Origin of the sequence: Pseudomonas sp. UFMG81, assembly GCF_015354575.1 — a bacterium.
GTDB lineage: Bacteria > Pseudomonadota > Gammaproteobacteria > Pseudomonadales > Pseudomonadaceae > Aquipseudomonas.
This window is the reverse complement of record NZ_JACAFQ010000043.1, coordinates 1-21,407: the sequence shown is the minus strand read 5'-3', so window position 1 is coordinate 21,407 and position 21,407 is coordinate 1. Positions and strand designations below refer to the sequence as shown.

Below are 21,407 nucleotides of genomic sequence, written 5' to 3'. Positions count from 1 at the left end.
GCCTTGGCGGGTGCGAAACGAGCATTTTGTTGGGTATTGCACAGGAAAAAACTAAGCGCCTCGATGGAGGACCTTTGTAGCAGCGGCCCGGCACCCCCTTCGTGAATTTATCGGCAAGGCCCAGCTAAATACTATTTTCGCGATTTTCCGCACATCCCTAGTCTGGCCCCAGGCAACGGCGGTCCTCCGCAACCGACCTGAACAACAACCGCCTGAACAAGGGCTCGGACATGACACTGAACAACATCGAAATCGACACCCTCGTGGTCGGCGCCGGCCAAGCCGGCGTGGCCATGAGTGAACACCTGAGCAAGCTCGGCGTGCCGCACTTGGTGCTGGAGCGCAACCGCATCGCCGAGGCCTGGCGCACCGGGCGCTGGGACTCGCTGGTGGCCAACGGCCCGGTCTGGCATGACCGCTTCCCAGGCCTGGAATTCGACCTCGACGCCGACGCCTTCGCCGGCAAGGACCAGGTTGCCGACTACTTTGAACAGTACGTGCGCAAGTACAACCTGCCGGTGCGCACCGGTGTCGAGGTCAAGCAGGTGGTGCGCAATGCCGACCGCCCGGGCTTCACCATCGAAACCAACCAGGGCGTGATCCGTGCCAATCGCGTGGTGGCCGCCACCGGCCCGTTCCAGAAACCGGTGATTCCGGCCATCGCGCCAAAGGATGAGGGGCTGCACCAGATCCACTCGGCCGCCTACTTCAACCCCGAACAACTGCCCGAAGGCGCGGTACTGGTGGTCGGCGCCGGCTCTTCCGGCGTGCAGATCGCCGAAGAACTGATGCGTGCCGGGCGCCAGGTGTACCTGTCGGTCGGTGCCCACGATCGCCCGCCACGCAGCTACCGCAACCGCGACTTCTGCTGGTGGCTGGGTGTGCTGGGTGAATGGGACGCCGAGATCGCCAAGCCCGGCCGCGAACACGTGACCATCGCCGTGTCCGGCGCCCGCGGCGGCCACACCGTGGACTTCCGTGCCCTCGCCCACCAAGGCATGACCCTGGTCGGCCTCACGCAATCGTTCGAAGCCGGCGTGGCGCGCTTCCAGGACAACCTGGCCGACAACATCAACCGTGGCGACGAAAACTACCTGGCGCTGCTGGATGCCGCCGACGCCTATGTCGAGCGCAACGGCCTGGACCTGCCGGAGGAGCCCGAGGCACGCAAACGCCTGCCGGACCCGGCCTGTGTCAGCGACCCATTGCGGGAGCTGGACCTGGCAAAGGCCAACGTCACCAGCATCATCTGGGCCACCGGCTATGGCGTGGACTTCAGCTGGCTGCAGGTCGACGCCTTCGACGCCAACGGCAAGCCCCAGCACCAGCGCGGCGTGTCGAAAGAGCCGGGCGTTTACTTCCTCGGCCTGCCCTGGCTGTCGCGCCGTGGCTCGTCGTTCATCTGGGGCGTGTGGCACGACGCCAAGCACGTCGCCGGCCACATCGCCACCCAACGCACCTACCTGGCCTACCGCGACCGCGACCAGCGCAACGCGGATGAGCAGAACACCTCGATCAGCAACGTCAGCACCCTTGGAGCCCACTGATGCCTACCCACACGCGCATCCGCATGTTCAACACCAAAGAAACCTACCCCAACCAGACCCTGGACAATGACCTGTGCCAGGCAGTGCGGGCCGGCAACACCATCTATGTACGCGGCCAGGTCGGCACCGACTTCGAAGGCCGCCTGGTCGGCCTGGGTAACCCGCAGGCCCAGGCCGAGCAAGCGATGAAGAACGTCAAGCAGCTGCTCGAAGAGGCAGGCTCGGACCTGTCGCACATCGTCAAGACCACCACCTACATCACCGACCCGCGCTTCCGCGAGCCGGTGTACAAGGAGGTGGGCAAGTGGCTCAAGGGCGTGTTCCCGATTTCCACCGGGCTGGTGGTGGCGGGCCTGGCCCAGGCTGAATGGCTGATGGAAATTGATGTAATCGCGGTGGTGCCGGATCAGGTTTGATCCTTTGATATCGTCAGGGGCGCTTTGCGCGCCTTTCGCGGGCAAGCCCGCTCCCACAGGTACGGCGCAGACCTCGGGCTTGGCGCCATCCTGTGGGAGCGGGCTTGCCCGCGAAGCGTTTTAGAACTTGGCCAGCTCTTCCCGGCAAAACTCCACGAACAACTGCGCCGGCTTGGTCAACTGCACCCGCTTCAGGTGCGCCGCGGCCAGCCCCGACAGCGTCACCGGCTCGGCAATATCCAGCATCACCAAACGCTGGCCATCGTAGGTGAATTCCGAATGCGGCCGGGTCACCAGCAGCGAAAAGCCGAAGCCCTGCCCCACCATCCCCCGCACCATCTCGATCGACGGCGAACTGAAAACGATGTTCGGCGTCAGCCCCAGCTCGTTGAACAGGCTGACGAAGTAGGTGCGGCTGGGTGCCACGTCGAGCAGGATCATCGGTTCCGGGCACAGGTCGCGCAGCGACACCTGGGCCTGCCCTGCGAAGCGGTGCTTCTCTGGCAACAGCACGTAGGGTTTTTGCGGTGGCATCAGCGGCTCGGCTTCGATGGTACCGTCCAGGTCATGATCATAGAGAAATGCCAGGTCGAAGGTGCCGGCGGTCAGGCCCTGGATCAGGTCCTGCTGTTCGCCGTCACGCAGGCGGATGTCCACACCCGGGTAACGCTGGCGAAAACCGGCGATCAGTCGCGGCAGGTAAAGCGGCGCCACAGTCTCGAAACAGCCGATGTCGATATGCCCGGCCACCGTGTCGTTGTCAGCCAGTGCGTTCTGTTCGAACTCGTGGGCCATCTGCAGCAACGCGCGAGTCTTGGCGTAGAAACGCTTGCCACTCGGGGTCAGCGACACCCCCTGGGCGTGGTGGCGGATGAACAACTGCACCCCAAAGCTTTCTTCCAGGCTCTTGATCGCCGTAGAGATCGACGGCTGGGCGATGTACAGCTGACGTGAAGCTTCGGCAACGCTGCCGGCCTCGACGGTAGTGACGAAGTACTTCAGTTGACGCAAGGTGTAGGAAGCCACAGGCACCTCTCTGGCGCTTCGGTCAGCGCACTGGAATTTTTCCCACAAGCTTACCTCGGCGACGGGCTGGCGGATGCGCAGTACAGGCAAGGATTTGTCTGGGAGTTGAGTACATTTTACCTCTGTCAACCCATGGGGATGTCTACGTACTGCACCCAAGAAACTCGCCCCTAAAGTACACCGCCGCCTGTAGTTGCCCACAGGCGGCGGTGTTTACAAACTCAGTGACAGATCGACAGTTAGTCGAAATCGAACTCAGGCTGGCACAAGCCTACTGGGGTAATGTACGTGCCTGCCGGGCAATCAATGCTAGGAACCGCCAGACTCGAGAGTTGAATATTTTCGGTAACGGAGGAGTCAAACTGAGCGAACGGCGGAACGGTCTCCACGTCGAAGTTGCTGCCATGGGCGGCGGCGTTGCTGTAAGCGGCTTGAGTCAGGCCGGCAGTTGCCAGCAGTGCGATCAGTGCATACTTTTTCATACAAGCTTCCTCGAAATAAAGTTTTTATGCGTTTCTTATAAGTAGCTACAGCAAGTTCTTACTTTGCTTCTCGCTACACGACAGACTTTATTCCTTGCCCAAGACGGATGAACTAGGAGAAGGCTGATAGCCAACCAGGCAATGGGGCGCCGCGCCGTGGGAAATATGCCGACTCCAACCTGGATGCACTCAGCGTCTAGCTCCCAGCATCCCCCGCTCAACGATGAAGTCGATCACCGCCTGCAATCCCTCCCCTTTCTTCAGATTGCTGAAGGTCCATGGACGCTGCGGGCGCATTCGGTTGGTATCGCGTTCCATCACCTCCAGCGAGGCGCCCACGTAGGGCGCAAGGTCAGTCTTGTTGATCACCAGGAAGTCCGACTTGGTAATGCCAGGCCCGCCCTTGCGCGGGATCTTCTCGCCTTCGGCGACGTCGATGACGTAGATGGTCAGGTCGGCCAGTTCCGGGCTGAAGGTGGCGCTGAGGTTGTCGCCGCCGCTCTCGACAAAGATCACTTCAAGGTTACCGAACTTGCGCGCCAGCCCTTCCACGGCGGCGAGGTTCATCGACGCGTCTTCACGTATCGCCGTGTGCGGGCAGCCGCCGGTTTCCACGCCAACGATGCGTTCAGGCTCAAGGGCGCCGGCCTCGGTGAGGATGCGCTGGTCTTCCTTGGTGTAGATGTCATTGGTCACCACGGCGATCTGGTAGTGGTCGCGCATGGCCTTGCACAAGGCTTCGAGCAGCGCGGTCTTGCCGGAACCGACCGGGCCGCCGACACCGACGCGCAGGGGTTGCTGGTAGTTTTCCATCTAGGCAGTCCTCAGGAACGGAATAAACGGGTGTATTGGGTTTCGTGGCGTGACGAGGCGATGGCCAATAGCGGCAAGCCACCGCCGAGCTGGTCGTCTGCCAGCGTCAGGGCCTGATCGAGCACGGCAGGCAGTTCCTCGCTCAAATCGCGCAGCAGCGTCTGTGCCGCCTGCTGGCCGAACGGCACCAGCTTCACCCCGGCCATCACCGCCCCTTCCAGCCAGGCGAAGCCAAGGCCAAGGGCGAGCTGGCGCAGCGGGATCGACCAGTGCGCGCCGAGCCAGGCCATGCCACCGAGCTGGCTGAGTTCCAGGCTGGCCCGCCAGGCCGACGCCTGGCCCAATTGCCAGCCATCGAGCAAGCGTGCCAGGGCACTGCCGCGTTGCTGCTCTTCAAGGCGCAGCTCGGCGGTTTCGCGGTTGGCCAGCAAGAAGCGGCTCCAGTGGCCGAAAGCTTCGGCGTCGTCAGCGAGGCTGGCGTGGTAGAGGCGCGCCAGGACCGGCCAGTCAAGGCAGCCAAGGGTGTCGTGCAACTGCTCGCGCTGCCAGCTGGCGAAGCCCGCGGCATCCTTCACCCAGCCCGCCTCGACGGCCCATTCCAGGCCTTGCGAATAGGTGAAGCCGCCCACCGGCAAGCCTGGGCTGGCCAGCTGCAGCAGGCGCAACAGCGCCAGGTCGCTGTGCATCAGCCGGCCAGCACCAGCGCGGCACCGGCCAGCAGGCCGCCGCCGAACGCCTTCTGCAGGCCGGCATGGCGGCGCAGCAGGCAGCCCACGGCAAAGCCTGCCACCAGCAGCAAGCCGCTGACTGTGACGAAGCCGGCGCTGAACTGCCAGAACGCGCTGGGCGTGGCCTCCACGCCATGGGCCCAGCCATGGAACAGGGCGAACACCGGCATGATCAGCGACAGCAACAGTTGACGGCTGGGTAGCAGCATCGCGGCGGCGGCCACCAGCAGGGAACCGAGGATCATCTGTTCCATCCCCACCACATCGCCGAACAGATGGCCGCACACTGCACCGCCGAACATGGCCGCCAGGGTGGCCAGCGGCAGGGCCAGGGTGCGGCCGGTCAGCGCGGCGAGCACGCCGGTACCGAGCAGCATCAGCAGGTGATCGAGGCCAGTCAGCGGGTGCAGCAGGCCATCTTGCAAGGGGTTGGCGTCGTGGCCAGGGTGGGCGAAGGCCGGCAGGGCCACCATCAGCAGCAGCAGGGCGAAAGTCTTTTTCATGGTCAGCTCCAGGGGGTGTCAGGAATGGGCTTGCAGGCGCACGAACGGATGGTCGTGGTCATGGCTGTGGCTGTGCGGTACGCTCTGGTAGGCGCCGGCCTCGGGCTCGAACGGCGCCTGTTCGGCCTCCACCGTCAGCCCCAGGCCACGCAACATGTCGTCGAGCACATGGTCGTGCTGAAAACGCAGCAAACCCGGCTCGATCTGCAACGGCACATGGCGGTTGCCCAGGTGGTAGGCGGCCCGGGCCAGCAGGTGCGGGTCGCTGCAACGCACGGTCGATACCGCTTCAGGCGCGGCGAGTACACGGATCACCTGGCCGCCTTCGGCATCGGCGAGCAGCTCGCCGCCGCGCAGCAGGTGACCGCGTTCGAGCATCAAGCCGGCCTCGCGGCCGTCGTCGAGGGTCACGCGCAGGCGGCTTTTGATACGGCTGTCGACCGTCAGGGTGACACTGCCGGTCACCGTGTCGGCGTTGGGGACCCTACGGGTAAGTACGATCATGTTCACTCCTTTCAAACAAAACGGATGGCACTGGCGGGCCCCTGTGGGAGCGGGTTCGGCAATTGCGCTCAGAACAGGAAATAGCGCTGGGCCAGGGGCAGTTCAGTGGCCGGTTCGCACACCAGCAGCTCGCCGTCGGCGCGTACCTGATAAGTCTGTGCATCGACTTCGATCAGCGGTTGCAGGGTGTTGTGCACCATGTCCGCCTTGCGCACCCGACGACAGCCGTGGGCCACGCCGATCAGGCTCTGCAGCTTCAGCTCCTGCGGCAGGCCACGGTCCATGGCGGCCTGGGGCAGGAAGGTCATGCGCGTGGCATGGCGAGCGGCGCCGAGCGCACCGAACATCGGCCGGTAGTGCACCGGCTGGGGCGTGGGGATCGAGCCGTTGATATCACCCATCGGCGCGGTGGCGATCATCCCGCCCTTGAGCACCAGCGCCGGCTTGACGGCGAAGAACGCCGGCGCCCACAACACCAGGTCGGCCAGCTTGCCCACTTCCACCGAACCGACCTCGTGGGCGATGCCATGGGTAAGCGCTGGGTTGATCGTGTACTTGGCGATGTAGCGCTTGACCCGGAAGTTGTCGCTGTAGTCGCTGTCCGGTGCCAGCGGGCCGCGGCGCAGCTTCATCTGGTGCGCCACCTGCCAGGTGCGCAGCACCACCTCGCCAACCCGGCCCATGGCCTGGGAGTCGGACGAGGTCATGGCGAAGGCGCCCAGGTCGTGGAGGATGTCCTCGGCGGCGATGGTCTCGCGGCGAATACGCGACTCGGCGAAGGCCACGTCCTCGGCGATGCTCGGGTCCAGGTGGTGGCAGACCATCAGCATGTCCAGGTGCTCGTCGACCGTATTGACCGTGTACGGCAAGGTCGGGTTGGTCGACGACGGCAGCACGTTGGCCTGCCCCGCCGCACGGATGATGTCCGGGGCGTGGCCGCCGCCGGCACCTTCGGTGTGGAAGGTATGGATGGTGCGGTCGCCGATGGCGGCCAGGGTGTCTTCGATACAGCCGGACTCGTTGAGGGTGTCGGTGTGGATAGCCACCTGGATGTCCATCTCCTCGGCAACGCCCAGGCAGCAGTCGATGGCCGCCGGGGTCGAGCCCCAGTCCTCGTGCAGCTTCAGGCCCACCGCACCCGCAGCAATCTGCTCACGCAACGCTTCGGGGCGTGAGGCATTGCCTTTGCCCAACAGGCCGATATTGATCGGCAGGCTGTCGGCGGCCTGGAGCATGCGCGCCAGGTACCAGGGCCCGGGGGTGCAAGTGGTGGCATTGGTGCCAGTGGCCGGCCCGGTGCCGCCGCCAATGAAGGTGGTGACGCCGCTGGTCAGCGCCTCTTCCACCTGTTGCGGGCAGATGAAATGAATGTGCGAGTCGATGCCACCGGCGGTGACGATCTTGCCCTCGGCGGCGATCACCTCGGTGCCCGGCCCGACCGGCACGGTCACGCCCGGCTGCACGTCGGGGTTGCCGGCCTTGCCAATGGCGGTGATACGCCCGTGCTTGACGCCGATATCCGCCTTGACGATGCCCCAGTGGTCGATGATCAGCGCATTGGTCAGCACCAGGTCCATGGCCTCGGCAGCGAGCATCTGGCCCTGCCCCATACCGTCACGGATCACCTTGCCGCCGCCGAACTTGACCTCCTCGCCATAGACCGTGAAGTCCTGTTCCACCTCCACCCACAGCGCGGTATCGGCCAGGCGCACACGGTCGCCGACGGTGGGGCCGAACATGTCGGCATAGGCCCGGCGGGAAATGCGGCTCATAGCCGGCCCTCCAGCGCGCCCATCACCTTGCCCTGGAAGCCATACACCTCACGCTTGCCGGCATAGGCCACCAGCTGCACGGTGCGTGCCTGGCCCGGCTCGAAGCGCACGGCGGTGCCGGCCGGGATGTCCAGGCGAAAGCCCAGGGTCGGCTCGCGCTCGAACACCAGGCAATCGTTGACTTCGTAAAAGTGGTAATGCGAGCCGACCTGCACCGGTCGGTCGCCATGGTTGGCCACGCTGACACTGACGGTGGCACGGCCAACGTTGAGTTCGATGTCGCCTGCGGCGACCTGGATTTCTCCGGGAATCATGGGCAGCACCTCAAACGATGGGGTCATGCACGGTCACCAGTTTGGTGCCGTCGGGGAAAGTGGCTTCGACCTGGACGTCGTGGAGCATCTCCGGCACGCCATCCATCACCTGCTCGCGCACCAGTACCTCGCGGCCCAGGCTCATCAGCTCGGCCACCGTGCGGCCATCGCGGGCGCCTTCGAGCACCGCCGCGCTGATCAGTGCCACCGCTTCCGGGTAGTTGAGCCTCAGGCCACGGGCCAGGCGCCGTTCGGCCAGCAGCGCGGCGGTGAACAGCAGCAGTTTGTCTTTCTCTCTCGGGGTCAGCTCCATGATGGCTCTCTCAAGTGGCCCAGATGCGCGGCGGGCACGGCGCCAGGCCGAGCACGGCCGGGCGCAGCAGGTGCCAGAGGCGCTGCAGGTTGCGTTGCAGGTGTTGGTTGTCGTGGTCGAGCAGGCGGATCACCAGCAGCGGGCCGAGCAGCGTGGCGCCAGCCGGCGTGTCCAGTTCGTCGAGCAGCTCGCGCACCTGCTCCAGCACGCTCGGGTTCGCCGGTGCTGCACAGAAGGTGGCGAGCAGCGGATGGCCGCCCAGCTTGTCCAGGTGCCCGCCTTCGATGCGCAGGCGCTCGTGCAGGCCCGGGTCGTCGGGCAATTCGATGCGCAGGCGGCTGTCGAGCGCCCCCTGTTCAAAGCGTTCGTTCATCACCGGGCGGCCCAGGCACAGCGTTTCCCAGGCCAGCAGGCGAGCGCCGGGCGCCAGGGTGAAGCGGCTGTCGAGGCTTGCGCGCGCGCCGTTGAAGAAGATGCTGTCCTGGGGCAGCCACTCCAACGTACTGCCGGCGGCCAGGTGAAAACGCTGGGCCAGCCGCGCGGTGGGGCCGATGCTGCGGTAGAACTTGCTGGCGCCGGGCATGGTGAGCAATGCGTGGCTGCCGGCCTCGAGGTGAATGTCCAGTTCCAGGCGGTCGCCGGCGACGATGCCGCCCGGCGGGTGCAGTACATAGACATGGCACGGCGCGCCTTCCGGGTAGAACGGCCGCTGCACCAAAAGAGGTCCGACATGACGCCGCGCACCAAGGCGGGTCACACCCTCACGCTGGACGAAGCGCAATTGCAGGTGCGCGCTCCAGCCTGCGTGCTCTTCCTGGGCCTCGATGTGCTGCGCCAATGTCATGTTTCAACCCCGTGTTTACGTGGTGTGGCGCACTGCGCGGTGGCGTGTGAAGCGCCTTTCCAGAGCGGCGGCCTGACCGTTCGATCAAATAACGTGAACGGGATGTTGCAGGTTGCAGGCCAAGTAAGCGGATGAATCTGAATGAATTTTCCTACATTCACCCAAACAACCAGGCAGCAGGGCCCAAAGTGCGCAAACGAGGGGTGAACGGGCGCCCCGCAGCGGTGCCGAGGGCGCTACACTGGCGCCCCAGGAACAGGCACACCCCAAGGAGCTACCCATGCAGTTCGCCCCCGCTATCCCCATCCTGAGAATCTTCTGTGTCGACAAGGCGCGGGAGTTCTACCTGGACTTCCTCGGTTTCACCGTCGACTGGGAGCATCGATTTGCCGCAGACCTGCCGCTGTACATGCAGATCCACCGCGACGGGCTGATCCTGCATCTCTCCGAGCACCATGGCGATGCCACCCCAGGCTCGGCGATCTTCGCCCGGGTCGACGACCTCAAGGCCCTGGAGCAGGAGTTGCAAGCCAAGCAGTACGGCTATTCGCGCCCACATGCCGAAACGGTCGACTGGGGCCTGGAAATGCAGATCGCCGACCCATTCGGCAACCGCCTGCGGTTCTGCCAGCAGATCGACGACGCCTGATGGCCAGCAACAAACGTGCACTGGCGCGCCTGGAGCGGGAAATGGTCGCGCACCTCACCGAGGCCTGCGCCACTGCCCAGGCCGAGATCGTCGGCTTCGCCTGGCTCACTCACCAGGTCGACCTCGACGATTTCCCCGCCAGCCTGCGCATCACCTGGGTATTCAGCGACGACACGGCCAAGGCCGAGGCCCTGGCTGGCCAGGCCAAGGCCCGCATGCTGGCCCTGACCACCCAGGCGCTGGCAGAGGCCGGTGTGCAGCTGGACCATGTGGCATGGCATGTGCGTTTCGACAGTGAAGAAGCCTGCTGGCGTGACCACGGTGGTGACTGGAATCGGCGGCTGCGCTGACTCAGCGCGGTCACCCTGTAGGAGCGGCCTTGTGTCGCGAAAGGGCTGCAGAGCAGCCCCAGCGGTTTACGCATCGACGCTGAGATCCTGGGGCTGCTGCGCAGCCCTTTCGCGACACAAGGCCGCTCCTACAGGGTGACCGCGTCAGGTGCCCCCAACTGTTGCCTTACCCCACCCGCTGGACTAGTCTTGCGCCTCTGCTCCCCTCCCACGAGGTATTCGTCCAATGCGCCATTGATGCCGCCGTCAGCTTGACGGCCTGTCTTCAGCCTCCGGCCTGCTCCGGAGATGTCGCGGCATGAGTGGAGTTGTGCATGACGAATACGTCGATCCTGACGCTGGACAGCGTCGCCCTGGCCCTGCCTTCCGGCCGGCCACTGTTTACTGATCTCAACGCTTCCTTCGACCAGCGCCGTACCGGCCTGGTGGGGCGCAATGGCGTGGGCAAGAGCCTGCTCGGGCAACTGCTGGCCGGCCTGCGCGAGCCCAGCCAGGGGCGCTGCCTGCGCCATGGCCGGGTGCATTACCTCGACCAGCAGATCATCGAGCGCAGCGCCAGCGTGGCCGACCTGGCCCAGCTCGGCGGTACCCTCGCCGCGCTGGAGCGGATCGAGCACGGCAGCTGCGATACACAGGACTTCGATGCCGTCGCCGACCGTTGGAATATCCGCGAGCAACTGCAAGCCCAGTTGCAACGCCACGGTCTTGGGCACCTTGATCCGTGCAGCCCAAGCGCCCACCTGAGCGGCGGCCAGGCCATGACTGTGGCGCTGCTCGGCGCCTGGTTGAACGACGCCGACTACCTGATCCTCGACGAGCCAAGCAACCACCTGGACGGCAGCGCCAGGGGCCGCCTGCTGGAGATGATCGAGGCCTGGAACAAAGGCCTGTTGGTGATCAGCCACGACCGCGCCTTGCTTGGCCACATGGCGCGCATCGTCGAGTTGTCGCCACTGGGCCTGCAGTCGTATGGCGGCAACTACGACTTCTACGGCCAGCAAAAGCAGCAACAGAGGGTGCAGGCCGAGCAGCAACTGACGCGCCTGAAACAGGAGCGCCAACGCCAGGCCCGCGAGCTGCAGCACCAACGGGAAAACCTCGAGCGTCACCAGACCCGTGCCGGGCGCCAGGCCAAACAGAGCAACCAGGCGCAGATCCTCATCGACCGCCAGCAGCAACGCAGCCAGGCCACCGCCGGGCGCCAGCGGCGTGAACAGCGCGACGCCAGGGCTCATCTTGACGACCAGGTGCGCGCTGCGGCACTCAAGGTCGAACGTGAAGTGGCGATCGCCCTCCGGGCACCGTCGGTGCAGCGCCATCAAGGGCGGGAGGTCCTGGCGCTGGAGCGGCTAAGCCTGCCGCGCGGCCTTGCTCAGGCACTGGACTTGCGCCTGTGCCAAGGGCAGCGGATGGCACTGGTCGGCGACAACGGTAGCGGCAAGTCCACCTTGTTGCGGGTGATTGCCGGTGAACTGGCGCCGCAAGCCGGCCAACTGCGCACAAGCGGCGAGCTGACGCTGCTCGACCAGCATTGCAGCCACCTGCCAGGCGAGCAGACGGCACTCGCGCATCTGGCCGTAGCCAGCCCTCGGCTGCCCTTGGCCGAACAACGTACCCGCCTGGCACAGCTCGGCCTCGACGCCGCACGCATCGAGTTACCCAGCGCCCTGCTCAGCGGCGGCGAACGACTCAAGGCGGCCCTCGCCGCCGTGTTGTACCGCGATCGCCCCTTGGACCTGCTGCTCCTGGATGAGCCGAACAACCACCTTGACCTGCCATCGCTTGCGGCCCTGGAAAGCATGCTGCGCCAATTTGCTGGGGCCCTGCTGGTGGTTTCCCATGATCCGTTGTTCCTGGAGGGGTTGGCGCTGGACGGTTACCTGCGATTGGGCAGTGACGATTGAATCCACCAGGAACGCCGCGCCGAAGGCTCCGCCCGGCCAATTCGTGACTGGCCGTTCCCGATCCGCGCCGGATGTATTAAGGTGGCGGGGTGCGCATACAAAAGCAGCCCGCCGTGTTCGGGCGTAGAGCAATGAGGGTGTCATGAGTAACGAAAGCATTAACTGGGACAAGCTGGGTTTCGACTACATCAAGACCGACAAGCGTTACCTGTCCGTATGGCGTAACGGCGAGTGGGACAAGGGCACCCTGACCGAAGACAACGTGCTGCACATCAGTGAAGGCTCCACTGCCCTGCACTATGGCCAGCAGTGCTTCGAAGGCCTCAAGGCCTACCGCTGCAAGGACGGCTCGATCAACCTGTTCCGCCCCGACCAGAACGCCGCGCGCATGCAGCGCAGCTGCGCCCGCCTGCTGATGCCACACGTCCCCACCGACGTGTTCATCGAAGCCTGCAAGCAGGTGGTCAAGGCCAACGAAAAGTTCGTCCCACCGCACGGCAAGGGTGCCCTGTACCTGCGCCCGTTCGTGATCGGCACCGGTGACAATATCGGCGTGCGCACCGCCCCCGAGTTCATCTTCTCGATCTTCGCCATCCCGGTGGGCTCGTACTTCAAGGGCGGCATGAAGCCGCACAACTTCCAGATCTCCAGCTTCGACCGCGCTGCCCCACAAGGCACCGGCGCAGCCAAGGTCGGTGGCAACTACGCCGCCAGCCTGCAGCCAGGCGCCGAAGCGAAGAAAGCCAACTTCGCCGACGCCATCTACCTGGACCCGCTGACCCACACCAAGATCGAAGAGGTCGGTTCGGCCAACTTCTTCGGCATCACCGCCAACAACGAGTTCGTCACCCCGAAATCGGCCTCGGTGCTGCCAGGCATCACTCGCCTGTCGCTGATGGAACTGGCGCAATCGCGCCTGGGCCTGACCGTGATCGAAGGCGACGTCGAGATCAGCAAGCTCGACCGCTTCCTCGAAGCCGGCGCCTGCGGTACCGCTGCGGTGATCACCCCGATCGGTGGCATCGAGTACAACGGCAAGCTGCACGTGTTCCACGACCTGGAGAAGGTCGGCCCGGTCACCCAGAAGCTCTACAACGAGCTGACCGGCATCCAGAGCGGTGATGTCGAAGCACCGGCGGGCTGGATCGTCAAGGTCGCCTGATCCAGCGACGCGACAAGCACGGGGCAGGCCAGCGATGGCCTGCCCCGTTTTTATTTGTGCGCACATTCCGCAACACTCTGGAGGCATTTCCTACGCCAAGCAGTGAACCTGCTGACAAAAATGCGGTCTGTCGCTGACGGTCAATTCACCCGACCCGCTCGCCGGCCCAGTCATCGGGCCTTCATTTGCCCTGTTTCAGCGAAGACCACCATGCCAGACAAGCAGCCCTCCTCCGCCCTCCCCGCCCTGCGCATCGGCGTGATCGCCGCCCTGATCGCCCTCGCCGCCCCGGCCCATGCCGAAGAGCCGGCCAGCGACGCACGCTGGGTCAGCGACAGCCTGAGCACCTACGTGCGCAGCGGCCCCACCGATGGTCACCGCATCGTCGGCTCGCTCAAGTCCGGGCAGAAGGTCACGCTGGTCACCAGCCAAGGCAACTACAGCCAGGTGCGTGGCCAGAGCGGCGACCTGGTGTGGATCCTCACCAGCGACCTGCAGGCAGTACCGGGCCAAAGCGAACGCTTGCCACAGCTGGACCAACAGGTGGCCGACCTGTCCGGCCAGCTGAAGACCATCGATGACAGCTGGAAGAACCGTGTGCAGGGCATGCAGGAGACCCTCGACTCGCGCAAGGCGCTGGTCGAGGAATTGGAAGGCCGCAACAAGGCGCTCAATGAGCAGCTCGAGCAGGTGCAGTCAACTCTGCGCGATACCCAGGCGCGCCTGGGCGACGAAAACAAGCAGGTGATGATGCGCTACATGGTCTATGGCGGCAGCATCGCCGGCGCTGGTTTGCTGCTGGGGCTGATCCTGCCGGCGCTGACCCGCGGGCGCAAACGTAACGACCGCTGGTTCTGAGCAATCACTCGATGGGCTTGCACGACCACTGTAGGAGCGGCCTTGTGTCGCGAAAGGGCCGCACAGCGGCCCCGGCAATCTATGCATCCACGTTGAAATCCTGGGGCCGCGCTGCGGCCCTTTCGCGACACAAGGCCGCTCCTACAGGAGAGCGCATTTCCCTGTAGGCCGAGTGCAGCTTCACACCGAACGGTTGGTCACCCCAAACGGCACATGCACCGACGGCACCACCGTGCTGGTGCTCTTCAAATGCCCCGACTGGTCGTCGAAGAAGATATGCGGCTTGAGCACCCGCAGCACGCGGCGCTTCTCGATCCCACCGAGAAAGAATGCATCGTTGGCCATCACCCCCCAGCTCTTGAGCGTGTTCAATGCCCGCTCATGGGATGGCGCATTGCGCGCGGTGACGATCGATACCCGCAGGCGATTCTGGTAATCGGGGTGTTCGAGCTTGTACTGCTCCTCGGCCGCCTGGATACGCGCGATGCGCACGAAGAACTCCTTCAAAGGCCCCGGGTTGTGCGGTTGGGCCTTGTTCTGCACTTCATGGGCATGGAAACGGCCCAAGCCGCCCGATTGCATCACCGCCTCCGACTCGTCCCCCGCCAGCACACCATCGAAGTCGAAGGCGATGCGCAGGTTATCGTCGCGCTCGTCATCGTCGAACTGCGAGTCGAGCACCTGGCCTGCCGGGTAGCCGGCCTGGATCGCCGCGTCCACGTGCTGCTTGTCGGCAGACAGGAACAGCGCGATGTTCAGCGCAGGGATGTACTCATAGGGCGAGCGACCCTGGGTGAAGATCGCCCGGGTCATGTTCAGCCCATAGTGGTCGATGGTCTTCATTACCCGCAGGCCGGTGTCCGGGTCGTTCTGCGACAGCAGCACCACCTCCACCAGCGGGTCCTCGGGGTCGTCGCGCAGGTTGTTGAGCGCCAGCAGGCGCTTGATGAAGGGATAGGCGATGCCCTTGCCCAGCGGCACGTCCAGGTGCTGTTGCTGGTACTTGCGGTACTGCGCCTCGCCGTCGCGGCGGAACACCGCGTCCGACTCACCAAGGTCGAACACCGCACTCGAGGCGACACCGATCACCAGGCGATCGTCCAGTTCGAAAGGCATGTTGCGTTCCTTGTCTGTCAGGCCTCGGAGCGCCCTTGCAGGCGCGATGTCCAGTCTTCGACCTGGTGCTGCTCCAGGCGTTTTTCCAGGGTGCGCCGCCAATTCGGCACCAGCGGCAGCGCCAGGCACTCACGCAACAACTCAGGCTCCAGGCGCTTGTCGAACAGCACCGCCGACAGCCTTGCTACCGACCATTCCCCGTGCGGCCGTTCGAGCACCTGCAAGGTGTCGCCCGCCTGCACCACACCCTCCTCCAGCACCCGGTAGTACCAACCGGTGCGCCCGCTCTGCTGCACCCGCAGCGCCATCTGCGGCACCTCGAAACGGTCGTTGAGCTTCCAGCACGGCATACGCCCCTGGGAGACTTCCAGCAGCGCCGAACCCACGCGAATACGGTCGCCCAGACAGACATCGGCTTCGGTCCAGCCCTGACTGCTGAAGTTTTCCCCGAACGCACCGGGTTGCGCCAGTAGCGGGTGCTCGCCCAATTCTCTGGCCCAGACGGTGTAATGCTCGCGGGGGTAGTGATGGATGGCCTTTTCGACACCGCCGTGCACGCGCAGGTCGCCCTGCTCGTCGCCGGCAATGCCGAGGAAGGTCACTTGCACAGCCCCCTGGCGGGGCTGCTTGTCGATGGCACTGTGCGAACCCGGGCGGGTGAAAGGCCGGGCGATGCCGGTGAGCAGGGTGTCGAGGCGCGGGCTGGACGGCTTCATGGGGCGGTCTCGTGAAATGACCCGAGCGAGCTTACACGAGACCTCGCCGCCAGCCCAATACCGCCCCGCTACTTGCCGCGCGCCTTGTTGTAGATGGTCTTGGCTCGATCAGCCGAGGCCTGGCACATGGCCATGTCGCCCTTGGCCTTTGCAGCCTTGGCCTGTTCAAGCAGCTGATGGTAATCATGAGCCATGCCGCCATGCAGCGCTTGGCCATCGGCCTTGCTGATGCTTTCAAGTTCGTTGATCTTGGCTTCGCAGTTGGTCTTCGCGCTGTCCTCGGCGTGCGCGGCAAAACTCAGTACCGAGGCAATCACTAGCAGTGTCATGGATTTCATGGAGCGTTCTCCTGGGAAATAGCCGGACTGCTGAATGGTCGGCGGCACAACGCGCCGATGCAGCCACAAGAATAGTTGCCCAAAGCACGCCATGCGCGGGCTTCAGCCAAGCGGCAAGGCCGCTTCGGCAAACAGGAAGTCGATGAACACCCGCACCTTGAGCGGCATGTGCCTGGCCTGCGGGTAGACCAGCATGAAGGGCCGCGAGGTACCGCCATACTCCGCCAGCACCTCCACCAGTTCGCCGCTGTCCAGCGCGTCCTGCACGGTGAAACGATAGGCCTGCATCAGGCCACCGCCGTGGCGCACCAGGGTGGTGGTGGCGAGGAAGTCACCCAGGCAGGTGAATGGCCCCTGCGTCTCCAACTCGACCACCTGCCCCTCCTGGCGGAAGCTCCACGGCGGGCGTCGCCCGCTGCTGGGCATTTCGAACTGAATGCACGCATGCCCAACCAGGTCCTGCGGTGTGCCGGGCGTGCCCGCATGGGCCAGGTAGCCCGGGGTGGCGACGATCACCAGCTCGGCGTCTTCCAGCCGCCGGGCCACCAGCCGTGAATCGGCCGGCGCGCGGCCACGGATCGCAAGGTCGAACTGTTCCTCGGCGAAATCGACATTGCGGTTGCTTACGTGCACATCCACCAACACCTGCGGATAGCGCTCGCGAAAGCGCGGCAACAGCGGCAGCAGCCGGTAGTGGGCATAGGGTGTCGGTGCGCTGATGCGCAGGCGACCACTGGGTTCGAGTTGCCCGCCCGCCACCTGGCGCTCGGCCTCCACCAGCTGCCCCAAGGCCTGGCGGCACTGCTGGTAGTAGGCCTGGCCGGCCTCGGACAGGCGCATCTGGCGGGTGGTGCGCACGAACAGGCGCACGCCCAGGCGCTCCTCCAGGCGCGCCACCGAACGGCTCACCGCCGCGGGCGTCACCCCGGCCAGGGTGGCCGCCTCGGTGAAGCTGCCGGCGTCGGCGGCCAGGCAGAACAGCTCGAGGCTGCCCAGTTGCAAGTCATCGAAATGGCGGGGCATGGTGGCTCGATTGATTACACGATGTATCGATTGAAATGCCCTGCGCCTCATTTTTCAAGCAGGCATTGCAACTTACAGTGATTCCACCCCGAGCAACGGCTCGACTACCGGAGATCACGCACATGAGCACCCCACGCACCGTCATCATCACCGGCGCCTCCAGCGGCCTGGGCTTCGCCCTGGCCCAGGCCTTCATCGCCCGTGGCGACAACGTGGTCGGCAATGCCCGCAGCCAGGCCCGCCTGGATGCAGCCGCCGCACAGCTGGGCCACCCTGCCGGCTTCATCGGCGTGGCCGGCGACATCGCCGAAAAAGCCACCGCCGAGCGCCTGTTCGCCACCGCCCTGGAGGCCTTCGGCGGCGTCGACATCCTGGTCAACAATGCCGGCATCTTCATCCCTAAAGCAGTGGTCGACTACACCGAGGCGGATGTCGACGCACTGGTCGGCACCAACCTCAAGGGCTTCTTCTACCCCGCCCAGGCTGCCGCCCGTGTCATGAAACAACAGGGCCACGGGCACATCGTCGCCATCACCGCCTCGGTGGCGATGCAACCGGATACCCGCGTGCCGGCACTGTTGCCGGTGCTGGTCAAGGGTGGCCTGAACCAGGCGGTCAAGGGCCTGGCCCTGGAGCTGGCCGCCAGCGGCGTGCAGGTAAACGCCGTGGCGCCGGGGATCATCGACACCCCGCTGCACAGCGGCCATGTCGAGGGCCTGGGCGCGCTGTCACCCAGCGGGCGTACCGGCCAGCCGCAGGATGTGGTGGATGCGGTGCTATACCTGACCGACGCGCGCTTCGTCAGCGGCGTCATTTTGCCCATCGACGGCGGCAGCACCGCCGGTACCTGGCACTGAACCCGAGGAGGATCGAAAAATGCCCTACGTCCACATCCGCGTCACCGATGAAGGCGTTACCGCCGAACACAAACGCCAGCTGATCGAAGGCACCACACAGTTGCTGGAGCGGGTGCTGAACAAACCGCCGGCCAGCACCTTCGTAGTCATCGAAGAGGTGCCGACCGACAACTGGGGGGTGGGCGGCGAGACGGTGACCGCCGTGCGTCAGCGCGAACGCCGCTGACGCCACGCTTACCGTTTGCAACCGGGCCGGGGCATGGCACCAGGCACTTGATCAATGCCTGGCGTACTGCGCCCCGGTTTGGCTCGGCTCGGGCCCTTCATCGATCTGCGCCATGCTCAACCCCGCCGTTTCCCTGAGCATCAGCGAGCACACCGCCACCAGCGCCAGCGCCCCTGTACCGTACAAGGCAACCCCCAAGGGGTTGTGGTCGGTGAGGATGAGGATCGCCGTGGCAATGCTCGATGCCGTGCCACCGCCCAGCGCCGCGCCGATCTGGTAGCTGGCGGAGATCCCCGAATAGCGCATCCCGCGCGGAAACTGCTCACCGAGAAACGCCGGGATCGGCCCCTGTGTCGCGCCCATCAACAGGCCCGTCAGGCTGTAGGCGAACAAGGCCAGGGTAAAGCTTTGCATCCCAACCAGCTTAAAGAAGGCGAACAACCCCAACGCCATGGCCAGCGCGCCGAACACCATGACCCGGCGCCTCCCCAGCCGATCTGACAGGTGCCCGAACAAGGGCGCCGACAGCACGATGGCCACCGACAAGGTGAAGTCGAACACCAGTGCCTGGGTGCTGGCGTACCCGACCTGGGTCGCATACGTGAGGAAGAAGGTGCTGCCGATGTAGGCGATGGTGCAATAACCAAAGGCGATACCGGTGCACAGCAGCAGCTGCCGTGGCCGTTGCCGCAGCGCCTCGGCCAGCGGTGCGCGCACGGGTTTGCCGATGGGCGCGGCCATCGCCGAGGGCGTCTTGAGCCGGGCATAGAGGCCGATCAGCACCAGCGTGCCGCCCAGCCAGAACGGAATGCGCCAGGCGAAGTCGACCAGGTTGTCATTGGCCGCCCAGCTGACGAGGGCGAATACCGCCGCGCCGAGGATCCCACCGACACCGATGCCCATACTGGTGAAGCTGCCCCACAGCCCACGCCGACCAGGCGGCGCCGACTCGATGCCGAACAACGCTGCGCCGCCCCATTCGCCTCCAGCCGCGAACCCTTGGACCAGGCGCAGCAGCACCAGCAGTACCGGTGCGGCGACGCCGATGCTGGCATGGCTGGGCAGGCAACCGATCAGGAACGTGCTCAGCCCCATCAGCAGCAAGGTGGTGACCAGCACCTTCTGCCGGCCGATGCGATCGCCGTAGTGGCCGAACACCAGGCCTCCCAGGGGCCGGGCCAGGAAGCCGGCACCGAAGGCGCTGAATGCCACCAAGGTCGCGGTCAGGTGGTCGAGCCCGGGGAAGAACACCTGGGGGAAGACCAGTGCGGCGGCGGTGCCATAGATGATGAAGTCGTAGAACTCCAGCGCGGTGCCAAGGCCCGAGACGCAGAAGGTCCGCAAGGCGGAGCGGGATGACGCGGTGTGCGCATGCATTGTTGTTGTTCTCAGGATGCGGGGGCTCAGAAGCGTTGGAAACCGGCCTTGGCCAACAGCAGCGGGGTACCCGCCACATAGTCCAGTGCGCAGTGTTGGGTGTCGATGGCGACGCTGAGCAGGGTTTCCCAGCGCTCGGTGTCGGGCTGGGTCATGTCCGGGTGGAAGCAGATCGGCGCCCGGTCACCGGCCGCGCCGCACATCGCCTCGGCCCGGGCGCGCAGATCGCGGTCGGTCATCTGGCCAATGACCTGTTCGAGGTGCGCCAGGCGGCCTTGGGTATCGGCGCGGTCGGCGACCTGCTCACCCAGGCTCAACCTCGGGTCGAGGAAATGGTTGGTGTGCAACAGCCAGCCATCTTCGCGCGGCAGTACCTGTGCCGTGCGCTCGGGGCTCAGTTCGATACTGGCGGCGCGTGGGCTGCGATCTTCCCGGGAGAACACGGTGAGCACCGTGGAGGCGCTGACCCGTGCCGAGCGCGCAAGCTCCAGCGCTTCGTCGACGTTGCCGGCCTCTTCCAGCAGGCGCCGGGCGATGGCGTGCACCGGTACGCCGCCACTGGCGTTGTCGCTGGTGTGATGCAGGATGTTGAAGTGCAGGCCCAGGCCTGCGCTGTTGACGCCGAGCTTGGCAAGCATGCCGAACTCGCAGAACAGCTTGACCTGTTTGCCTGCCTTGGTGGGCAAGGCCAGCATCAGGCCGTGGGGGCACAGGCTGTCGTGCCAGTCCCAGGTTTGCAGGGTCTGTGGTGCGCGGGGGCCGCGGGGGGCGTGGACGGTGGTCGAGCATTCGCTGTGGCAGGTGCGCGCGGCCAGCACTTCGGTGCGGGCATTGAGGGCGGCCAGTTGCCACAATGGCAACTCGGCGCCCTGGGCCATGCCCATGATCTCCGTAGCCAGGTTCGGGCTCCAGGCTTCCAGCGCTGCCAGGCTGTTTTCGCCGATGCGCCGGGCCTCGCTCAAGGTCACGCCGACTCGGGGGAAGAAGCCTAGGTACAGCTCGGTGGTCTGGCGGATCTGCTCGGCGAAGCGGGCACCGATCTGGGTGCCGCGTGCCAGCGGATCGGTTAGGTCGGTGACGAAGGTGTGGATCTTCACTGGGGGATGGCTCCTGAAGGTAAGCTGGGCGCAAGCCTACGCAGTCGAGACTGGAGCGATCATCGCCTTGGTGCGCACAACTTTTGTGCCCGGGGGGAAAAATTCAGGTCGGGTTCGGGGATTAGTGTGGTGGTTTTTAGATTTCGCCGCATATCCATTCACGATAGGGACTTTTCGTCACCTTTCCGCCCTTACGGCGGCTTACTTTTTTCTTGGCAAAAGTAAGCATGGGCCTGTCCCCTGACAACGGACGCCAAGAAGCGATACTTACATCGTTCTCTTGGAGGTCGCCATGTACCCACGTACTCGCCGCAACTACACCGATGAGTTCAAAACGCAAGCCGTAGCTCTAGCCGAAAGCGTTGGCAGAACTGAAGCTGCACGTCAGCTTGAGATGTCCGTCAAAACGCTCGACAACTGGGTTGATGCTACGCGTAAAGGCCTGCCGCTGAGCTCTCCCGAGCGTAAAACC

The 21,407-nt window shown here is 65.0% G+C and carries 26 protein-coding genes; 10 read left to right on the top strand and 16 right to left on the bottom strand.

Going from position 1 to position 21,407, the window contains the following annotated elements; all coding sequences use genetic code 11:
• Positions 1–230 precede the first annotated feature (230 nt).
• Positions 231–1,547: a flavin-containing monooxygenase gene (locus IX761_RS23875; protein ID WP_194791965.1), complete on the top strand. Its 1,317-nt coding sequence runs from the start codon at positions 231–233 to the stop codon at positions 1,545–1,547.
• Complete coding sequence (locus IX761_RS23870; RefSeq protein WP_194791964.1) at positions 1,547–1,963, top strand: RidA family protein; 417 nt, start codon at positions 1,547–1,549, stop codon at positions 1,961–1,963. The genes IX761_RS23875 and IX761_RS23870 overlap by 1 nt, the downstream gene beginning before the upstream one ends.
• Positions 1,964–2,083: 120 nt before the next feature.
• On the opposite strand, the gene IX761_RS23865 is transcribed toward IX761_RS23870, so the two are convergent.
• The 10 genes from IX761_RS23865 to IX761_RS23820 form a co-directional block, all read right to left on the bottom strand.
• Complete coding sequence (locus tag IX761_RS23865) at positions 2,084–2,989, bottom strand: LysR family transcriptional regulator (RefSeq protein ID WP_194791963.1); 906 nt, start codon at positions 2,987–2,989, stop codon at positions 2,084–2,086.
• A gap of 239 nt (positions 2,990–3,228) precedes the next feature.
• Positions 3,229–3,471, bottom strand: a complete 243-nt coding sequence (locus tag IX761_RS23860) for a hypothetical protein (RefSeq protein WP_194791962.1) — start codon at positions 3,469–3,471, stop codon at positions 3,229–3,231.
• Between the two features lie 189 nt (positions 3,472–3,660).
• Positions 3,661–4,284: an urease accessory protein UreG gene (gene ureG, locus IX761_RS23855; protein WP_194791961.1), complete on the bottom strand. Its 624-nt coding sequence runs from the start codon at positions 4,282–4,284 to the stop codon at positions 3,661–3,663.
• A gap of 11 nt (positions 4,285–4,295) precedes the next feature.
• Positions 4,296–4,970 (bottom strand): urease accessory protein UreF, encoded by a 675-nt coding sequence (locus tag IX761_RS23850; RefSeq protein WP_194791960.1) that lies wholly within the window; start codon positions 4,968–4,970, stop codon positions 4,296–4,298.
• On the bottom strand, positions 4,970–5,515 hold the full coding sequence (locus IX761_RS23845; protein ID WP_194791959.1) for a HupE/UreJ family protein: 546 nt from the start codon (positions 5,513–5,515) through the stop codon (positions 4,970–4,972). The genes IX761_RS23850 and IX761_RS23845 overlap by 1 nt, the downstream gene beginning before the upstream one ends.
• Positions 5,516–5,533: 18 nt before the next feature.
• Positions 5,534–6,019 (bottom strand): urease accessory protein UreE, encoded by a 486-nt coding sequence (gene ureE, locus IX761_RS23840; RefSeq protein ID WP_194791958.1) that lies wholly within the window; start codon positions 6,017–6,019, stop codon positions 5,534–5,536.
• Between the two features lie 68 nt (positions 6,020–6,087).
• Positions 6,088–7,791, bottom strand: coding sequence for an urease subunit alpha (ureC, locus tag IX761_RS23835; RefSeq protein ID WP_194791957.1), 1,704 nt, complete (start codon positions 7,789–7,791; stop codon positions 6,088–6,090).
• Entirely contained in the window at positions 7,788–8,105 is a 318-nt protein-coding gene (locus IX761_RS23830; protein WP_194792013.1) for an urease subunit beta, read from the bottom strand. Before IX761_RS23830 ends, ureC begins: the two co-directional genes overlap by 4 nt.
• A gap of 10 nt (positions 8,106–8,115) precedes the next feature.
• Positions 8,116–8,418, bottom strand: coding sequence for an urease subunit gamma (locus IX761_RS23825; RefSeq protein ID WP_011533326.1), 303 nt, complete (start codon positions 8,416–8,418; stop codon positions 8,116–8,118).
• Positions 8,419–8,428: 10 nt separating this feature from the next.
• On the bottom strand, positions 8,429–9,262 hold the full coding sequence (locus IX761_RS23820; protein ID WP_194791956.1) for an urease accessory protein UreD: 834 nt from the start codon (positions 9,260–9,262) through the stop codon (positions 8,429–8,431).
• A 280-nt stretch (positions 9,263–9,542) separates the two neighbouring features.
• Here IX761_RS23820 and IX761_RS23815 point away from each other — a divergent pair, with 280 nt between their 5' ends.
• The 5 genes from IX761_RS23815 (at position 9,543) to IX761_RS23795 (ending at position 14,185) form a co-directional block, all read left to right on the top strand.
• A complete protein-coding gene (locus IX761_RS23815) occupies positions 9,543–9,911 on the top strand; it encodes a glyoxalase superfamily protein (protein WP_194791955.1) in 369 nt (122 codons plus the stop codon).
• On the top strand, positions 9,908–10,261 hold the full coding sequence (locus IX761_RS23810; RefSeq protein ID WP_194792012.1) for a hypothetical protein: 354 nt from the start codon (positions 9,908–9,910) through the stop codon (positions 10,259–10,261). The genes IX761_RS23815 and IX761_RS23810 overlap by 4 nt, the downstream gene beginning before the upstream one ends.
• 314 nt (positions 10,262–10,575) lie before the next feature.
• The gene (locus IX761_RS23805; protein ID WP_194791954.1) at positions 10,576–12,165 is read left to right on the top strand and encodes an ATP-binding cassette domain-containing protein; all 1,590 of its coding nucleotides are present in this window, start codon (positions 10,576–10,578) and stop codon (positions 12,163–12,165) included.
• Between the two features lie 142 nt (positions 12,166–12,307).
• Entirely contained in the window at positions 12,308–13,327 is a 1,020-nt protein-coding gene (locus tag IX761_RS23800; protein WP_194791953.1) for a branched-chain amino acid aminotransferase, read from the top strand.
• 210 nt (positions 13,328–13,537) lie between these two features.
• Positions 13,538–14,185, top strand: a complete 648-nt coding sequence (locus IX761_RS23795; RefSeq protein ID WP_194791952.1) for a TIGR04211 family SH3 domain-containing protein — start codon at positions 13,538–13,540, stop codon at positions 14,183–14,185.
• Between the two features lie 180 nt (positions 14,186–14,365).
• Here the strand turns inward: IX761_RS23795 and IX761_RS23790 are convergent, their stop codons facing one another.
• The 4 genes from IX761_RS23790 to IX761_RS23775 form a co-directional block, all read right to left on the bottom strand.
• The gene (locus IX761_RS23790) at positions 14,366–15,301 is read right to left on the bottom strand and encodes a 5'-nucleotidase (protein WP_194791951.1); all 936 of its coding nucleotides are present in this window, start codon (positions 15,299–15,301) and stop codon (positions 14,366–14,368) included.
• Positions 15,302–15,318: 17 nt separating this feature from the next.
• Positions 15,319–16,017, bottom strand: coding sequence for an MOSC domain-containing protein (locus tag IX761_RS23785; protein ID WP_194791950.1), 699 nt, complete (start codon positions 16,015–16,017; stop codon positions 15,319–15,321).
• Positions 16,018–16,085: 68 nt separating this feature from the next.
• Positions 16,086–16,355: a hypothetical protein gene (locus IX761_RS23780; protein WP_194791949.1), complete on the bottom strand. Its 270-nt coding sequence runs from the start codon at positions 16,353–16,355 to the stop codon at positions 16,086–16,088.
• A 102-nt stretch (positions 16,356–16,457) separates the two neighbouring features.
• Positions 16,458–17,378: a LysR family transcriptional regulator gene (locus IX761_RS23775; RefSeq protein WP_194791948.1), complete on the bottom strand. Its 921-nt coding sequence runs from the start codon at positions 17,376–17,378 to the stop codon at positions 16,458–16,460.
• A gap of 122 nt (positions 17,379–17,500) precedes the next feature.
• Between IX761_RS23775 and IX761_RS23770 the strand changes: the two genes are divergently transcribed.
• Together IX761_RS23770 and IX761_RS23765 are read left to right on the top strand one after the other, a co-directional pair.
• Positions 17,501–18,235 (top strand): SDR family NAD(P)-dependent oxidoreductase, encoded by a 735-nt coding sequence (locus IX761_RS23770; RefSeq protein ID WP_194791947.1) that lies wholly within the window; start codon positions 17,501–17,503, stop codon positions 18,233–18,235.
• Positions 18,236–18,254: 19 nt separating this feature from the next.
• Complete coding sequence (locus IX761_RS23765) at positions 18,255–18,461, top strand: tautomerase family protein (protein ID WP_194791946.1); 207 nt, start codon at positions 18,255–18,257, stop codon at positions 18,459–18,461.
• Positions 18,462–18,512: 51 nt separating this feature from the next.
• Here IX761_RS23765 and IX761_RS23760 read toward each other — a convergent pair whose 3' ends face one another.
• Together IX761_RS23760 and IX761_RS23755 are read right to left on the bottom strand one after the other, a co-directional pair.
• The gene (locus IX761_RS23760; RefSeq protein WP_194791945.1) at positions 18,513–19,838 is read right to left on the bottom strand and encodes an MFS transporter; all 1,326 of its coding nucleotides are present in this window, start codon (positions 19,836–19,838) and stop codon (positions 18,513–18,515) included.
• Positions 19,839–19,864: 26 nt separating this feature from the next.
• Positions 19,865–20,935 carry a C45 family autoproteolytic acyltransferase/hydolase gene (locus IX761_RS23755; protein WP_194791944.1) on the bottom strand — a complete coding sequence of 357 codons (1,071 nt, stop codon included), beginning with the start codon at positions 20,933–20,935 and terminating at the stop codon, positions 19,865–19,867.
• A 292-nt stretch (positions 20,936–21,227) separates the two neighbouring features.
• Here IX761_RS23755 and IX761_RS23750 point away from each other — a divergent pair.
• Positions 21,228–21,407, top strand: a 180-nt coding sequence (locus IX761_RS23750) for a transposase (protein ID WP_194791943.1), incomplete at its 3' end; no start/stop codon positions are given.

Excerpts from the sequence above, each read along its gene's own strand:
- IX761_RS23875 (WP_194791965.1), top strand. The coding sequence starts at position 231 with ATGACACTGAACAACATCGAAATCGACACCCTCGTGGTCGGCGCCGGC.
- IX761_RS23870 (WP_194791964.1), top strand. The coding sequence starts at position 1,547 with ATGCCTACCCACACGCGCATCCGCATGTTCAACACCAAAGAAACCTAC.
- IX761_RS23860 (WP_194791962.1), bottom strand. The coding sequence starts at position 3,471 with ATGAAAAAGTATGCACTGATCGCACTGCTGGCAACTGCCGGCCTGACT.
- ureG (WP_194791961.1), bottom strand. The coding sequence starts at position 4,284 with ATGGAAAACTACCAGCAACCCCTGCGCGTCGGTGTCGGCGGCCCGGTC.
- IX761_RS23850 (WP_194791960.1), bottom strand. The coding sequence starts at position 4,970 with ATGCACAGCGACCTGGCGCTGTTGCGCCTGCTGCAGCTGGCCAGCCCA.
- IX761_RS23845 (WP_194791959.1), bottom strand. The coding sequence starts at position 5,515 with ATGAAAAAGACTTTCGCCCTGCTGCTGCTGATGGTGGCCCTGCCGGCC.
- ureE (WP_194791958.1), bottom strand. The coding sequence starts at position 6,019 with ATGATCGTACTTACCCGTAGGGTCCCCAACGCCGACACGGTGACCGGC.
- ureC (WP_194791957.1), bottom strand. The coding sequence starts at position 7,791 with ATGAGCCGCATTTCCCGCCGGGCCTATGCCGACATGTTCGGCCCCACC.
- IX761_RS23830 (WP_194792013.1), bottom strand. The coding sequence starts at position 8,105 with ATGATTCCCGGAGAAATCCAGGTCGCCGCAGGCGACATCGAACTCAAC.
- IX761_RS23825 (WP_011533326.1), bottom strand. The coding sequence starts at position 8,418 with ATGGAGCTGACCCCGAGAGAGAAAGACAAACTGCTGCTGTTCACCGCC.
- IX761_RS23820 (WP_194791956.1), bottom strand. The coding sequence starts at position 9,262 with ATGACATTGGCGCAGCACATCGAGGCCCAGGAAGAGCACGCAGGCTGG.
- IX761_RS23815 (WP_194791955.1), top strand. The coding sequence starts at position 9,543 with ATGCAGTTCGCCCCCGCTATCCCCATCCTGAGAATCTTCTGTGTCGAC.
- IX761_RS23805 (WP_194791954.1), top strand. The coding sequence starts at position 10,576 with ATGACGAATACGTCGATCCTGACGCTGGACAGCGTCGCCCTGGCCCTG.
- IX761_RS23800 (WP_194791953.1), top strand. The coding sequence starts at position 12,308 with ATGAGTAACGAAAGCATTAACTGGGACAAGCTGGGTTTCGACTACATC.
- IX761_RS23795 (WP_194791952.1), top strand. The coding sequence starts at position 13,538 with ATGCCAGACAAGCAGCCCTCCTCCGCCCTCCCCGCCCTGCGCATCGGC.
- IX761_RS23790 (WP_194791951.1), bottom strand. The coding sequence starts at position 15,301 with ATGCCTTTCGAACTGGACGATCGCCTGGTGATCGGTGTCGCCTCGAGT.
- IX761_RS23785 (WP_194791950.1), bottom strand. The coding sequence starts at position 16,017 with ATGAAGCCGTCCAGCCCGCGCCTCGACACCCTGCTCACCGGCATCGCC.
- IX761_RS23780 (WP_194791949.1), bottom strand. The coding sequence starts at position 16,355 with ATGAAATCCATGACACTGCTAGTGATTGCCTCGGTACTGAGTTTTGCC.
- IX761_RS23775 (WP_194791948.1), bottom strand. The coding sequence starts at position 17,378 with ATGCCCCGCCATTTCGATGACTTGCAACTGGGCAGCCTCGAGCTGTTC.
- IX761_RS23770 (WP_194791947.1), top strand. The coding sequence starts at position 17,501 with ATGAGCACCCCACGCACCGTCATCATCACCGGCGCCTCCAGCGGCCTG.
- IX761_RS23765 (WP_194791946.1), top strand. The coding sequence starts at position 18,255 with ATGCCCTACGTCCACATCCGCGTCACCGATGAAGGCGTTACCGCCGAA.
- IX761_RS23760 (WP_194791945.1), bottom strand. The coding sequence starts at position 19,838 with ATGCATGCGCACACCGCGTCATCCCGCTCCGCCTTGCGGACCTTCTGC.